At 71.9% G+C, this 13972-nt stretch carries 12 protein-coding genes; 8 read left to right on the top strand and 4 right to left on the bottom strand.

The genetic code is table 11. The features are described from left to right. Positions 1-212: 212 nt before the first annotated feature. The 4 genes from ACLBYG_RS03145 to ACLBYG_RS03130 all read left to right on the top strand — a co-directional run bounded on the left by ACLBYG_RS03145 (position 213) and on the right by ACLBYG_RS03130 (position 4426). The gene (locus tag ACLBYG_RS03145) at positions 213-563 is read left to right on the top strand and encodes a DUF952 domain-containing protein (protein ID WP_020093554.1); all 351 of its coding nucleotides are present in this window, start codon (positions 213-215) and stop codon (positions 561-563) included. Continuing rightward, complete coding sequence (locus tag ACLBYG_RS03140; protein ID WP_447680565.1) at positions 560-1636, top strand: quinone-dependent dihydroorotate dehydrogenase; 1077 nt, start codon at positions 560-562, stop codon at positions 1634-1636. The genes ACLBYG_RS03145 and ACLBYG_RS03140 overlap by 4 nt, the downstream gene beginning before the upstream one ends. A 199-nt stretch (positions 1637-1835) precedes the next feature. Then, positions 1836-4133: an FdhF/YdeP family oxidoreductase gene (locus tag ACLBYG_RS03135; RefSeq protein ID WP_447680564.1), complete on the top strand. Its 2298-nt coding sequence runs from the start codon at positions 1836-1838 to the stop codon at positions 4131-4133. Next, positions 4130-4426, top strand: coding sequence for a hypothetical protein (locus tag ACLBYG_RS03130; protein WP_056522370.1), 297 nt, complete (start codon positions 4130-4132; stop codon positions 4424-4426). Before ACLBYG_RS03135 ends, ACLBYG_RS03130 begins: the two co-directional genes overlap by 4 nt. 78 nt (positions 4427-4504) lie before the next feature. Here ACLBYG_RS03130 and ACLBYG_RS03125 read toward each other — a convergent pair whose 3' ends face one another. Further along, the gene (locus ACLBYG_RS03125) at positions 4505-5398 is read right to left on the bottom strand and encodes an HpcH/HpaI aldolase/citrate lyase family protein (RefSeq protein WP_020093558.1); all 894 of its coding nucleotides are present in this window, start codon (positions 5396-5398) and stop codon (positions 4505-4507) included. Positions 5399-5613: 215 nt separating this feature from the next. Between ACLBYG_RS03125 and ACLBYG_RS03120 the strand changes: the two genes are divergently transcribed. Further along, complete coding sequence (locus ACLBYG_RS03120; RefSeq protein WP_026604994.1) at positions 5614-5955, top strand: YMGG-like glycine zipper-containing protein; 342 nt, start codon at positions 5614-5616, stop codon at positions 5953-5955. 27 nt (positions 5956-5982) lie between these two features. Here the strand turns inward: ACLBYG_RS03120 and ACLBYG_RS03115 are convergent, their stop codons facing one another. Then, on the bottom strand, positions 5983-7347 hold the full coding sequence (locus ACLBYG_RS03115; RefSeq protein WP_447680563.1) for an MATE family efflux transporter: 1365 nt from the start codon (positions 7345-7347) through the stop codon (positions 5983-5985). Between the two features lie 142 nt (positions 7348-7489). Further along, positions 7490-7843 carry a DUF6460 domain-containing protein gene (locus ACLBYG_RS03110; protein ID WP_020093561.1) on the bottom strand — a complete coding sequence of 118 codons (354 nt, stop codon included), beginning with the start codon at positions 7841-7843 and terminating at the stop codon, positions 7490-7492. A gap of 275 nt (positions 7844-8118) precedes the next feature. Here ACLBYG_RS03110 and ACLBYG_RS03105 point away from each other — a divergent pair, with 275 nt between their 5' ends. The 3 genes from ACLBYG_RS03105 to pdeM are packed head-to-tail and all read left to right on the top strand — an operon-like array spanning position 8119 to position 12424. Next, positions 8119-9075, top strand: coding sequence for an alpha/beta hydrolase (locus ACLBYG_RS03105; RefSeq protein WP_056522365.1), 957 nt, complete (start codon positions 8119-8121; stop codon positions 9073-9075). Beyond that, positions 9072-11669, top strand: coding sequence for a ligase-associated DNA damage response DEXH box helicase (locus tag ACLBYG_RS03100; RefSeq protein WP_447680685.1), 2598 nt, complete (start codon positions 9072-9074; stop codon positions 11667-11669). Before ACLBYG_RS03105 ends, ACLBYG_RS03100 begins: the two co-directional genes overlap by 4 nt. A gap of 41 nt (positions 11670-11710) precedes the next feature. After that, positions 11711-12424 (top strand): ligase-associated DNA damage response endonuclease PdeM, encoded by a 714-nt coding sequence (gene pdeM, locus ACLBYG_RS03095; protein WP_091680165.1) that lies wholly within the window; start codon positions 11711-11713, stop codon positions 12422-12424. Positions 12425-12433: 9 nt separating this feature from the next. Here the strand turns inward: pdeM and ACLBYG_RS03090 are convergent, their stop codons facing one another. After that, positions 12434-13894, bottom strand: coding sequence for a methyl-accepting chemotaxis protein (locus ACLBYG_RS03090; protein WP_091680166.1), 1461 nt, complete (start codon positions 13892-13894; stop codon positions 12434-12436). Positions 13895-13972 lie beyond the last annotated feature (78 nt).

Genomic DNA, 13972 nt, shown 5'->3' with positions numbered 1-13972 from the left:
GACACCCGCCGGGTACGCGCGGAGATACTTGACAATCTGCTTTCCGGATCCGCTCTGCCGGTCCGGACGGGGCTGTGTGACGTCCAGCCTAGTCGTAGGAAAGTAGAACTACGGGCGGCAGATTGCAATCGCTCCTCGAATCGGGCGGGGCGCGGCGCGGTTGCCGCCGCGGCCCCGCGCCTCTATCGCAGCGTCGTCTCCGAGGAGCTTCGATGCCGCTCATCTACAAGATCTGTCCGCGCCCTCTGTGGCGCGAGGCCGAGGCCGCGGGCCGGTTCACGGGCGCCCCGATCGATCATCAGGACGGCTTCATCCACTTCTCGACGGCCGCACAAGTCGCCGAGACGGCGGCCCGGCACTTCGCCGGGCAGGACGACCTGCTCCTCGTCGCGGTCGAGGCCGACGCCCTCGGCGACGGCCTGCGCTACGAGCCTTCTCGCGGCGGCGACCTGTTCCCGCATCTCTACGGCCCGCTACCGCTGTCCGCCGTGGTCGCGGTGGACGATATGCCGCTGGGCGCCGACGGCCGGCACGCCTTCCCGGCCGGGATCCTGCCGGCATGATCGCGGCCGCCTTCCCCCTCGTCAGACCGCTGCTGCACCGCCTCGACGCGGAGCGCGCGCACGACCTGACCCTCGCCGCCCTGGCGCTCCTGCCCGCGGGGCCGCGGCCGGCGGACGACCCGCGCCTCGCCGTCGACCTGCTCGGCCGCCGCTTCCCCAACCCGGTCGGCCTCGCGGCCGGCTTCGACAAGGGCGCGCGCGTTCCCGACGCGCTGCTGGGCCTCGGCTTCGGCTTCGTCGAGGTCGGCGGGGTCGTGCCGCGGCCCCAGCCCGGCAACCCGCGGCCGCGGGTCTTCCGCCTCCCCGACGACCGCGCCGTGATCAACCGCTTCGGCCTCAACAGCGAGGGGCTGGAGGTGGTGGCCGACCGTCTGCGCGCCCGGAGGGGGCGAGCCGGTATCGTCGGCGTCAACATCGGCGCGAACAAGGAATCCGCCGACCGCCTCGCCGACTACGCCGCCTGCACCGCAGCCCTCGCGCCGCTCGTCGACTTCGTCACGGTCAACGTCTCCTCGCCCAACACGCCGGGACTGCGCGACCTCCAGGGTGAGGCCTTCCTCGACGAGTTGCTCGCCCGCACGGTCGAGGCCCGGGACGCGGCAGGCGCCGGCGCGGCGATCCTCCTCAAGATCGCCCCCGACATGGCGCTCGACGCCCTCGACGCGGTCTGCGCGACGGCGCAGCGGCGCGGGGTCCAGGCCCTCGTCGTGTCCAACACCACGGTGGCCCGCCCGGCGAGCCTGCGCGAGCAGGGTCTCGCGCGGCAGACGGGCGGCCTCTCGGGGCGGCCGCTCTTCGGCCCGGCGACGCGGATGCTCGCCCAGACGCGCCTGCGCGTCGGGGACGCGCTGCCGCTCATCGGGGTCGGCGGCGTGGATTCGGCCGAGGCGGCCTGGACCAAGATCCGGGCCGGGGCGAGCCTCGTGCAGCTCTACTCGGCGCTGGTCTACGAGGGGCCGGGCCTCGTCGGGCGCATCAAGGACGGGCTCCTGCGGCGCATGAGCGAGGCCGGCATCGCCTCGCTCCGGCAGGTCGTCGGGCGCGACGCCGCCGACCTCGCCCGCGGGGACTGAGCCGGCGCGGGCGAGCCGTTCGCGGCGCCGCGCCGGACAATTTTTTTGGGGCCGCAGTTTAGAAAGGCTTTGCACAGCCGGAGCTTAGCCTGTGCCCCGTGCATGAGGGGCCTGCGCCGGCACGCCATTGTGAGGGGGTCGGAGAGGCGCTTATCTCGCGGTTGCGAGACACATCGCGTCAGCCAATCCAGGACGGTTCATGGCCCAGTCTGAAGGGTCCACCAAGCGCTCCTCCGCCGCCGGCGGCTGGGGTGCTCTGAAGAGCTGCGGCAAGCACCTGCTCGGCAGCCGCGCACCCCTCACCGGCGCCCGCGCGCTGCTGAAGGCGAACCAGCCCGACGGGTTCGACTGCCCCGGCTGCGCCTGGGGCGACCCGGAGCACGGCTCGTCCTTCGAGTTCTGCGAGAACGGCGTGAAGGCGGTCTCCTGGGAGGCGACCGACAAGCGCACGAAGCCGTCCTTCTTCGCCAAGCACACCCTGACCGAGCTGCGCACCTGGAGCGACTACGCCCTGGAGGGCCAGGGCCGCCTGACGCACCCGATGCGCTACGACGCGGCGAGCGACCGCTACCTGCCGGTGAGCTGGGACGAGGCCTTCGCGGAGATCGGCGCGACCCTGCGCGGGCTCGACCATCCGGACCAGGCCGAGTTCTATACCTCGGGCCGCGCCTCCAACGAGGCGGCGTACCTGTACCAGCTCTTCGCCCGCGCCTACGGGACCAACAACTTCCCCGACTGCTCGAACATGTGCCACGAGGCGAGCGGCGTCGCCCTGATCGACGCGATCGGTATCGGCAAGGGCACGGTCCTGCTGGAGGATTTCGAGAAGGCGGACGCGATCTTCTGCGTCGGCCAGAATCCCGGCACCAACCACCCGCGGATGCTCGGCGACCTGCGCCGGGCGGCCGAGCGCGGCGCCAAGGTCGTGGTTCTGAACCCGGTCCGGGAGCGCGGCCTAGAGCGCTTCGCCGACCCGCAGAACACCGTCGAGATGCTGCGCGGCGCCAGCCGCCCCATCGCCAGCCACTACCTGCAGCCGCGCTCGGGCGGCGACATGGCGGCCTTCCGGGGCATCGCCAAGGTCGTGTTCGCCCGCGACGCCGAGGCGCTGGCGGCCGGCCGGCCCTCGCTCCTCGACCGCGCCTTCCTCGAGCACCACACCGCCGGGCTCGAGGCCTACCGCGCCGCCGTCGAGGCGACGTCCTGGGACGCGATCCTCGACCAGTCGGGCCTGACCATGGACGAGATCGCCGCGATGGCGGACGTCTACCTCGGCGCCCAGCGGGTCATCGCGACCTGGGCCATGGGCGTGACCCAGCACCGCCACTCGGTGGCGACGATCCGGGAGATCGCCAACCTGCTGTTCCTGCGCGGCCATATCGGCCGGGCCGGCGCGGGCCTCTGCCCGGTCCGCGGCCATTCCAACGTGCAGGGCGACCGCACGGTCGGCATCAACGAGCGCCCGTCCGCCGCCTTCCTGGATTCCCTGGAGCAGCATTTCGGTCTCGCCATGCCGCGCCGGCACGGCCACAACGTCCTGGCGGCGATCCGGGCCATGCGGGACGGCACCGCGAAGGCCTTCATCGGGCTCGGCGGCAACTTCCTGCGGGCGACGCCCGACACGCCGGTCGTGGCGCAGGCGCTGGCCTCGTGCCGGCTCACCGTGCACATCGCCACCAAGCTCAACCACGCCCACCTCGTGCCGGGCGCGGTCGGCTACCTGCTGCCCTGCCTGGGCCGCACCGAGATCGACCGGGGCGCCGAGGGCAAGATCCAGATCGTGACCGTCGAGGATTCGATGAGCATGGTCCACGGGTCGGGCGGCATCAACAAGCCGGCCTCGAAGGAACTGCGCTCCGAGATCGCCATCATCGCCGGCATGGCGCAGGCGACCGTCGGCTCCGCCGCCATCGACTGGGCCGGCTTCGCCGCGGATTACGACCGGATCCGCGAGGCGATCGCCGCCACGATCCCGGGCTTCACCGGCTACAACACCCGTGTGCGCAAGCCGCGCGGCTTCATGCTGCGCAACCTCGCCGCCGAGCGGGTGTTCGAGACCGCCACCGGCCGGGCCACCTTCTCGGCCGACGCCCTGCCGGTCGAGACCGAGCACCAGGCCGCCCGGAAGACGCGCGACACGTTCGTGCTGCAGACCTTCCGCAGTCACGACCAGTACAACACGACGATCTACGGCCTGGATGACCGCTACCGCGGCGTCTACGGTGAGCGCCGCGTGATCTTCGCCCACCCGGACGACCTCGCGGAGATCCGCGACCGGCTCGGCGACCGGGTCGACGTCGTCGGCACGCACGACGACGGCATCACCCGCCGGGCGGAGGATTTCCGCCTCGTGCCCTTCGACATGCCGCGGGGGGCGCTGGCCGGCTACTATCCGGAGCTGAACGTGCTCGTGCCGCTCTCGACCTACGGCGAGAAGAGCGACACGCCGACCTCCAAGTCGGTGCTGGTCACCCTGCAGGCGCGCGCGGCCGCGTGAGCGCGGAGCCCGACGAGGCGGCGTTCGTCGCCGCCCTCGACCGGGTTTCGGCCGCCCGCCCGGATCTCGACCCGCTGGCGGCGGGCCTCCTGGCGGCGCTCGACCTCGGCCTGCCGGGCGACAGCCGCGCCTTCGCCCGCACCTTCGGGGTGGAGCACGCCCTGGTGCTGCGCGCCCTCTCGGGCCTGGACGAGGCGGGCCTCGTCGCCGTCACGGCCCGCGACGGGCGCACCCAGCGGACGCGCTACACGACCGCCGATTCAGGGCCGTCGGTGCCGTCATCACGCGCGTAGCGAAGTGAGCCAGGGACCGCGACAGTCTCGGGCGCGGCGCTGCCCTGGATCGCTTCGCTCCGGCGAGGACGGACGCGCTCAGAACCCCTTCGCCTTGATCGCCTCGGCCCAGGTGACCGCCCGCCGGTTCACGCCGAGATGCTGCCGCTCGTAGAGCCGGCCCTCTAGCTTGATCGCGCCGCGCTTGGCGTATTCCGGGCGCTCGAACGCCTCGATCACCAGCTTGGCGCGGCGCACCTCCTCCTCGGTCGGAGCGAAGGACGTGTTGGCCGGCTCCAGCTGCGTCGGATGGATCAGGGTCTTGCCGTCGAAGCCCAGGTCCCGGGCCTGCCGGCACTCGTCGCGGCAGCCCTCTGTGTCGGCGATGTCGTTGTAGACGCCGTCGAGGATCGCGAGCCCCTCCGCCCGCGCGGCGGCCAGCGCCATCATCATCCAGGGCAGCATCGGCACGCGGCCGGGGACGATCTTGGCCCAGGTGTCCTTGGCGAGGTCGTTGGTGCCGAGCACGAGGCAGGTCAGCCGGTTGCGCGGGTCGCGCTTCGCCCGGGCGATCTCCTGGATGTTGAGGATCGAGGCCGGGGTCTCGATCATCGCCCAGATCGCGATGCCGTCCGGCGCGTCGAGGGATTCGAGCCGGTCGGCGATGCTCTCCAGCACGGCGGGGGACGAGACCTTCGGCATCAGGATCGCGTCGGGCTCGGCCTCGATGGCGGCGTGGAGATCCGCCTCGCCCCACGGGGTCTGCGGGGCGTTGACCCGGATGACTAGCTCGCGGCTGCCGTAGGCGCCGCTCTTCACCGCGGCGCAGACCTGATCGCGGGCGAGCTCCTTCTCCTCCGGGCCGACGGCGTCCTCGAGGTCGAGGATGATGCTGTCCACCGGCAGGGACTTGGCCTTGTCGAGCGCCCGCTGGTTCGAGCCGGGCATGTAGAGCACGCTGCGGCGCAGGCGCAGATCGGTGGTCGTGGCCATCGGCTTCTCCCTCCTGGGCCGTCGCGCGGCCTCCCGTCGTTGCGCTGCACCCTAAAGCACGAACCCGGCCGCGCCACACCCTAAAGGTCGGGGCGGGTGAGTCCCCGCGCGGTTTGATACCGCGCCGTCTCTCCGCAGATCGAAGCCGCGGTTTGGTCATGTTCCGCCGCTTAAAGGCCGGACGAAACCAATTCTCGAAGTCCGGGATCTCTACGATGCGCAAAGTCTTGGTCACCCTCGCCTTGCTCGGAACATTGGCGGCACCCGAGGCGGCCAGGGCCCAGAGCCGGACCACCCTCGGCGTCGGCTCCGGCGCGGTCGCGGGGGCGCTGGTCGGCGGCCCGATCGGCGCCGTCGCGGGGGCCGTGGTCGGCGGCTTCGTGGGGAACTCGTCGGAGCGCGGGCGCCGGCACGTCCGCCGGGGACGCCGCTACGGCTACGCGGCCCCGCGCCGGTCCTACCCGCGGCGGGCGGAGGCCGCCGTACCGCGGACCACCGGCTCCGTGGCCCGCGCCGCGCCGCCGGCCCAGCCCACCACCTGGAAGGATCCGCGCTAGCGCACCTCCGGCCGCGCGGGGCTGCCGCTAGGCCGCGGTTTCGAGGGCGGCCGCCGCCGGCGTCCGGAACGTGTCCCGGGCGAGGCGCGGGAACGCGATCGCCTGTCCGAGGCCCCGGGCGCCCAGGAAGCTCACGAACGCCAGCCACAGCCCGGTATTGCCGAAGCCCAGGCTCTCGACGAGCGCGAGAATCGCGCAGTAGGCGACCAGCGCGCACACCATCAGGTTGCGCATCGCCCGCGTCCAGGTCGCGCCGATATAGATCCCGTCATACGCGAAGGGCGCCGCGGCGGCGAGCGGCGCCAGGGCGGCGAGGACGAGGTAGGACCGGGCCGCCTCGCGCACCGGTCCGTTCGTGGTCACGGCATCGATGAAGGCCGGGCCGCCCGCCAGAGACATCAGGCTGACCGCGAGGCCGAAGCCGAGGCACCAGCGCAGGCTCAGGGCGGCGGCCGCGTCGAACGCCTCCCGGTCCCGGGCGCCGACGGCTTGGCCGCACAGGGTCTCGGCCGCCGTGGCGAAGCCGTCGAGGAAGAAACCGCCGATCAGGAAGAGATTCCACAGGACCGAGTTCGCGGCCAGGACCACGTCGCCCTGCCGGGCGCCGAGCGCCGAGAACAGCACGATGCCGGTGATCAGCGCGAGCGTCCGCAGGATGACGTCGCCGTTGACGCTGAGCGTCCGGCGGAGCGCCGCGGCGTCGCGGAGGTCGCGCAGCGGCACCCGGAACGGTCGGGAGCCGAGCCGCGCCAGGAGGATCAGCCCGAGGCCGAGCCCGAGCGCCTCGGCGCCGAGGGTCGCCAGCGCCGCGCCGGCGAGGCCCAGGCCGAAGCCCAGGACCAGAATGAGCGTCAGCGCGACGTTGGTCAGGTTGATGGCGATCTGCAGCAGCAGGCCGAGATCGGTGCGCCCGCGCCCCAGGACCGAGCCGAGCACGCCGTAGCTCGCCAGCACGAAGGGCGCGGACAGGATGCGGATGTGGAAGTAGGTCGCGAGACCGGCGACCACCGCCGCGCTCGCCCCGCTGATCGCGAAGGCGAGCTGCGCGAGGGGACCCTGCAGGACCACCAGGACGAGCCCGATCAGCGCGCCCGCCGCCAGCGCCCGCGCCAGGATGCGGTCGACCTCGGCGTCGTCGCGTCCGCCGACCGCCTGCGCGGTCAGGCCGGCGGTCGCCATGCGGAGCGCCCCGAACGACCAGAAGATCGCGTCGAAGATCACCGCGCCGAGGGCGATGGCGCCGAGCAGCGCCGCGTCGCCGAGCCGCCCGATCACCGCCGCGCCGACGAAGCCGAGCATCGGCGTCGTCACGTTGGCGATCGTCATGGGCAGCGCCAGGGCCAGGACGCGGCGGTTCGTCGGGCGGGCGGAGCTGGCGACGGTGTGCATCATGCCGCACGCTAAGAAGCCGCGCCCTCCGCGCAAAGCGGGGTGATCGCATCGGCGGGTTGCGATGGCGGGCTGCCGAACTGCCCGAACCCCCGGCGCGCCGGGCCGTCGGGGCGCGACCGGACCGGATCGGCCCCGGACCCTCTCAGCGGGAGACGGCGAACAGGCGCGCGATCAGCCAGAGCGGCACGACGACGATCGCCCCGGCGACGATCCAGCCGCCGAAATCGTGGAGCGAGGCGAGCCCGACCTCCACCAGCGCCCGCGCCGAATCGTAGACGTGCCAGAACAGCCGCCCCGGCGTCAGGCCGAGCATCGACATGAAGGCGCCGACCAGCACCGACAGGAAAAGGAGCCGCAGGAACACGCCGGCCGGCGAGCCGCCGAGGAACCGCCGCAGGGCGGAGGGGCGCGACCGGTAGCTGTCCGCGCCGTAGGGGGCGTTCGGCGGGGCGCCCTGCTGATAGCCTTGCCGGCGCCGGTCGTGATCGACGAGCATTGCGTCCTCGTGAAGCCTCAGGGCCCTCGGATCGGCGACGAAGCGGGCGGAACCGTGACCGGCACACCACACCGCGTCGAAACCCGAGCGCGGATCAGGCGTTGGCGGGTTTCTCGCGCGCCGTGCAGATGGCAAGCGGCGTCGCGCGCGCCAAGATGCCGGACGGGGTGGACTACGCCGCGGGACTCTCGCGGCGCGGCCTCGGCCAAAGGGAGAACTCCCGGGAACCGGGATTGGTGTGAGAGGCTCTGAGTGCCGACGGGACCATACGCACGATGATCGACCACGCCCTGTTCGACCCGGCGACGATCGATCCCGAGACGCTCCGGCTCAACGCCGAGATCGTCGCGGCGCACGCCGCGCTGCCCGATCCCTGGTCGCTGCCGATCGCCGAGGTGCGCGAGCGGCGCCGTCTGGGCACCAAGGCGGCGCCCGCCATGCCGCACAGCGCCCGGGCCGAGTGGCTGACGATCGACGGGCCCGGCGGCCCGCTCAAGCTCCGCGTGGTCCGGCCCAAGCCCGGCACGAAGCTGCGCGGCGCCTACCTGCACATCCACCGCGGCGGCTGGGTCTGGGGCTCCGCGGACGAGCAGGATCCCTGGCTGGAGCGCATCGCCGACACCTGCGGCTTCGTCGCGCTGTCGGTCGAGTACCGCCTCGCCCCCGAGCACCCCTATCCGGCGGCGCTGCTCGACTGCGAGGCCGCGGCCCTGTGGCTGGCCGGTCCGGGCAAGACCGAGCTCGGCATCCACGCGCTGACCATCGGCGGCGAGTCGGTGGGGGCGCACCTCGCCGTGATGGTGCTCCTGCGGCTGCGCGACAAGCACAACCTGCCGCGGGCCTTCCGGGGGGCCAACCTCAACGCCGGCTTCTTCGATCTCGGCCTCACACCGTCCGTGCGGAACTGGGGCGAGGAGCGGCTGGTCGTGAACACCCGCGACCTGACCAAGTTCGCCGACGGCTACGTCCGGGAGGGCATCGACCGGCGCCGGCCGGACGTGTCGCCGATCTACGCCGACCTGAAGGGTCTGCCGCCGGCCCTGTTCACCATCGGCACCGCCGACCCTCTTCTCGACGACACGCTGTACATGTCGGCGCGCTGGGCGGCGGCGGGCAATGGCGGCCACACGGCGATCTATCCCGGCGGCTGCCACGTCTTCGCCCGCTACCCGAGCCCGATGAGCGAGCGGGCGCTGGAGCTGATCGACCGCTTCCTGATGGCGCTCGCCTGAGCGACCCGTCCGAGATCCTGCCGGAGCGGTTCCGCGCCTGGTTCGCCGGGCGCGGCTGGGCGCCCCGATCGCACCAGCTCGATCTCCTGCGGATCGCCGGCGCCGGCCGCTCTGCCCTGCTGGTGGCGCCGACCGGGGCCGGCAAGACGCTGGCCGGCTTCCTGCCGAGCCTCGTGGCCCTCGCCGAGCGTGGCCCCCAGCGGAAGGCGGCGGGCCTCCACACCCTCTACGTCTCGCCCCTGAAGGCGCTCGCGGTCGACATCGCCCGCAACCTGGACGCGCCGATCGCCGAGATGGCGCTGCCGGTGCGCGTCGAGACCCGCACCGGCGACACCCCCGCCCACAAGCGCACCCGCCAGATCAGCCGGCCGCCGGACATCCTGCTGACCACGCCCGAGCAGCTGGCGCTGCTGATCGCCCATCGCGAGGCGGCGGAATTCTTCTCCGGATTGCGCTGCGTGGTGCTCGACGAGCTGCACGCGCTGGTGACCTCGAAGCGCGGCGACCTGCTGTCCCTGGCGCTGGCGCGGTTGCACCGGCTGAGCCCCGGCCTCGCGGCGATCGGGCTGTCCGCCACGGTGCGGGAGCCGGACGAGCTGCGGAAATACCTGGTGCCGCAGGGGCCGCTTCCCCCTCCTCCCGCCGCGCGCGGGGACGGCGCGGCCGATCCTGACGCGTCTCCTCCCCCACCCCGGCCCTCTCCCGGACGGGACGGGGAGCCCGTCGTGCCGCCCATGGCCGATCTCGTGACCGTCGCCGGCGGCGCGAAGGCGGACCTGCGCATGCTCGATCTCGGCCGGGCGCTGCCGATCTCCGGCCACACCGCGTGGCACTCGATGCCGGCGATCTACGACCTCATCCGGGAGCACCGGACCACGCTGGTCTTCGTGAACACCCGCCTCCAGGCCGAGTACACGTTCCAGGAGCTGTGGCGGCTCAACGACGACGCCCTGCCGATCGCGATCCACCACGGCTCGCTCGACGCCCAGCAGCGCCGCCGGGTCGAGGCCGCGATGGCGGCGGGCCAGCTCCGGGCGATCGTCTGCACCGCGACCCTCGACCTCGGGATCGACTGGGGCGACGTCGACCTCGTGGTCAATGTCGGCGCGCCGAAGGGGGCGAGCCGGATCATGCAGCGGATCGGCCGGGCCAACCACCGCATGGACGAGCCCTCGAAGGCCTACCTCGTCCCCGGCAACCGCTTCGAGATGCTGGAGTGTCAGGCGGCCCTCGACGCCGTCGAGGAGGCCGCCCAGGACACGCCGGACGCCCGCCAGGGCGCCCTCGACGTCCTCGCCCAGCACGTCCTCGGAATGGCCTGCGCCGACGCCTTCGACCCCCTCGACCTCTACGACGAGATCGTCTCCGCCGGGCCCTACGCCGGCCTGACCTGGGAATCGTTCGAGCAGGTGGTCGATTACGTCGCCACCGGCGGCTACGCGCTGCGCGCCTACGAGCGCTTCGCCAAGATCCTGCGCGGGCCGGATGGGCTCTGGCGGGTGCGCGATGCCCGCACCGCGCAGGCCTATCGGATGAATGTCGGCACCATCGTGGAGGCGGCCCGGGTGAAGGTCCGCCTCGGCCGGACCCTGCGCGGCAAGCCCGGCACGGTGCTGCCGAAGACCGGCCGCGTGCTCGGGGAGATCGAGGACGAGTTCGCCGAGACGCTCACGGTCGGCGACACCTTCCTGTTCGCCGGCGAGACCCTGCGCTTCGAGGGACTCGCCGAGGACGAGTGCCTTGTCACCCGCGCGCCGGCCGGCACCGATCCTGCGATCCCGTCCTACGCGGGCGCGAAGTTCCCGCTCTCGACCTTCCTGGCCGCCCGGGTTCGCGCGCTGATCGCCGACCCGTTCGAGTGGGACCGCCTGCCCGAGCAGATCGGCGCCTACCTGCTCCAGCAGCGCCGCCGCTCGGTCCTGCCGGGCGAGCGCGACCTCCTCGTAGAGACCTTCCCGCGCGGCAAGCGCTACTATCTCACCGCCTTCCCGTTCGAGGGCCGCCTCGCCCACCAGACGCTGGGCATGCTGCTGACCCGGCGGCTGGAGCGTTCCGGCCTGCGCCCGCTCGGCTTCGCGGCCAACGATTACGGCATCGCCATCTGGTCGACCCGCGACGTCTCGGAGCGCGCCGCGATCGATCCGGACTTCATCGGCGACCTCTTCGCCGTCGACATGCTGGGCGATGATCTTGAGGCGTGGCTCGACGAATCCGCGATGATGAAGCGCACCTTCCGGCAATGCGCGGTGATCGCCGGCCTGATCGAGCGCCATCACCCGGGACAGAAGAAGTCCGGCCGGCAGGTCACGATCTCGACCGACCTGATCTACGACGTGCTGCGCAAGCACCAGCCCGACCACCTGCTGCTGCGGGCCGCGCGGCAGGATGCGGCAACCGGACTCCTCGACGTGAGGCGCCTCGGCATGATGCTAGAGCGCATCCAGGGGCGAATCATCCACAGGTCTCTCGACCGGGTCTCGCCGCTCTCCGTGTCCGTGATGCTCGAGATCGGGCGCGAGCGGGTCTATGGCGAGGGCGCCGACGAGATCCTGGCCGAGGCCGAGGCGGAGCTTCTCCAAGAGGCTCTGTCCTGACCGTCGATCCGCCCTCCCCCGACGACACCGAGGATGCGATCTTGGCGGCCGGCCTGAGACTCGAGAAGACTCCCAAGCACCCCACCCTGCAGCTCGCGGGGGAGACCCTGGTGCTCGACCTCTGCGGCGGCCTCTGGCTGCCGGAGCACCGGACGCTGATCGTGTCCGATCTCCACCTGGAGAAGGGCTCGTCCTACGCGGCCCGCTCCGGCCAGTTCCTGCCGCCCTACGACACCCGGGAGACGCTCGCCTGCCTGCACGAGGCGGTGGTGCGGCACGATCCGGCCCGGGTGGTGGCGCTGGGCGATTCCTTCCACGACGCGCGCGGTCCCGAGCGCATGGAGCCGGGCGACCGCGCCTTGGTGGCGGCCCTGCAGGAGGGCCGGGACTGGGTCTGGATCGCCGGCAACCACGACGCGGCCGTGAACGAAGGCGTCGGCGGCCGCTACGCGGACGCGCTGACGCTCGGCGGCCTCGTCCTGCGCCACGAGCCGAGCCCGGAGCCCGTGCCCGGCGAGATCGCCGGCCATCTCCATCCCTGCGGGAAGGTGGCGATGCGCGGGCGGGCGGTGCGCCGCCGCTGCTTCGTCACGGACGGTACCCGCCTCGTCATGCCGGCCTTCGGCGCCTACGCCGGCGGCCTGAACGTCCGCGACCGGGCGATCGAGAGCCTGTTCCCCGACGGCTTCACCGCCCATCTCCTCGGGGACGGGCGGGTCTTCGCCATCGGCCGAGCGCAGCTCGCCCGGGACTGAGTCGCCCGATCAGGCCGTCTTCATGAACCGGATCACGCTCTCCGACAGGCTCGTCGAGTGGCCGGCGAGGCTCTCGGCGATGCCCTGGACCGTCTGGGCGAGCTGACCGGTGGCGTTGGCGGCCTCGGAGACGCCGCCGATATTACCCGCCATCTCGTGGGTCGAGACCGCCTGCTCCTCGACGGCGCTCGCCATCGCCAGGGTGAGCTTGGACAGTTCGTCCACCGCGGCCGTGATCATCTCGATGGCGCCGACCGCCTCGCCGGTCGCGCTCTGGATCGCCGAGACCTGCTGCGTGATCTCGCCGGTCGCCTTGGCGGTCTGCTCGGCGAGCGCCTTCACCTCGGAGGCCACCACGGCGAAGCCGCGCCCGGCGGCGCCCGCGCGGGCCGCCTCGATCGTGGCGTTCAGGGCGAGCAGGTTGGTCTGGTCGGCGATCGACTTGATCATGCCCACCACCGCATCGACCTTGCGGGCGTTCTCGGCGAGCTGGCGCATGGTCGCGTCGGTGGTCCCCGCCTGGGCGGCGATCTGCTGCGCGCGCTCCGAGACCCGCCCGACCTGGCCGGAGATCTCCTGGATCGCGCCGTTCATCTGCTCGGAGTTCGACGCGACCGACGACGCCTTGTGGCGCGCGGATTCGGCCGACTGCATCAGGCCCACGGCCGAGCTCTGCATTTCCTGGATGGCGGAGCCGACGGCCTCGACGACCCGCTTGACGTCGGTCTCCATGTTCACCTGCGCGGTGACGACCGCCCAGGTCAGCATCGGGCCGAGGTACTGCCCCTTCTCGTCGTTCACGGCCGTGACCCGCAGGTTGAGGGTCTCGGGCCCGACCTTGATCTTGGTGCTGTGCGGCAGCCGGCTCGCGTCGGCCAGCATGGTGCGCTGGTGGCTGGGGTTCTTGTGGAAGATGTCGAACGAGCGGCCGAGCATGTCGTCGACCTTCACCGGCAGGTGCTGGTCGATCGTGCCGAGCGTCTTGCGCGACGTAGCGTTCATGTAGTCGATCTTGAAGTTGTCCTTCAGATCGGCCGTCATGACCGCCACCGGAACGTTGTCGATCATCGTCAGGAGCCGGTTGATCTCCTTCTTCTTCGCCGAGATGTCCGCGGCGAACTTGACGACCTTGATCGGCTTGCCGCGCGCGTCGAGGACAGGATTGTACGTCGCCTCGAGCCAGACCGAGTCGCCCTCCTTGTCGAGGCGCAGGAACTCGCCCGTGACGTACTGGCCGTCCTTCAGCTTGCTCCAGAACGCCGCGTAGTCGGCGGACTCGGCGTAGCTCTTGTCCACGAAGATGCGGTGATGGCGGTTCTGGACGTCGCTGAGGCCGTATTTCATCAATCGCAGGAAGTTCTCGTTCGCGTGAAGGACCGTTCCGTCCATCGAGAACTCGATGATCGCCAGCGAGCGGTCGAGCGCGTCGATCTTGGCCTGGGCTTCATTGAAAACAGTGCGATTGAACATGGTACGGCTCGCGTTCCCCCGGCGTGGGGTGTAGCCTCACAGCGTTAATGAATCCCTTATTCTGGCATTCGTCCAGTT

Source organism: Methylobacterium sp. D53M (genome assembly GCF_053345625.1).
Note: the sequence above shows the minus strand (reverse complement) of the source record. Positions and strands in the feature narration are given on the sequence as shown.

Bases quoted from the DNA above. Each gene is read 5' to 3' on its own strand.
- ACLBYG_RS03115 (WP_447680563.1), bottom strand. From the start codon at position 7,347: ATGATGCACACCGTCGCCAGCTCCGCCCGCCCGACGAACCGCCGCGTC.
- ACLBYG_RS03120 (WP_026604994.1), top strand. From the start codon at position 5,614: ATGCGCAAAGTCTTGGTCACCCTCGCCTTGCTCGGAACATTGGCGGCA.
- ACLBYG_RS03110 (WP_020093561.1), bottom strand. From the start codon at position 7,843: ATGCTCGTCGATCACGACCGGCGCCGGCAAGGCTATCAGCAGGGCGCC.
- ACLBYG_RS03105 (WP_056522365.1), top strand. From the start codon at position 8,119: ATGATCGACCACGCCCTGTTCGACCCGGCGACGATCGATCCCGAGACG.
- ACLBYG_RS03140 (WP_447680565.1), top strand. From the start codon at position 560: ATGATCGCGGCCGCCTTCCCCCTCGTCAGACCGCTGCTGCACCGCCTC.
- ACLBYG_RS03125 (WP_020093558.1), bottom strand. From the start codon at position 5,398: ATGGCCACGACCACCGATCTGCGCCTGCGCCGCAGCGTGCTCTACATG.
- ACLBYG_RS03135 (WP_447680564.1), top strand. From the start codon at position 1,836: ATGGCCCAGTCTGAAGGGTCCACCAAGCGCTCCTCCGCCGCCGGCGGC.
- ACLBYG_RS03145 (WP_020093554.1), top strand. From the start codon at position 213: ATGCCGCTCATCTACAAGATCTGTCCGCGCCCTCTGTGGCGCGAGGCC.
- ACLBYG_RS03090 (WP_091680166.1), bottom strand. From the start codon at position 13,894: ATGTTCAATCGCACTGTTTTCAATGAAGCCCAGGCCAAGATCGACGCG.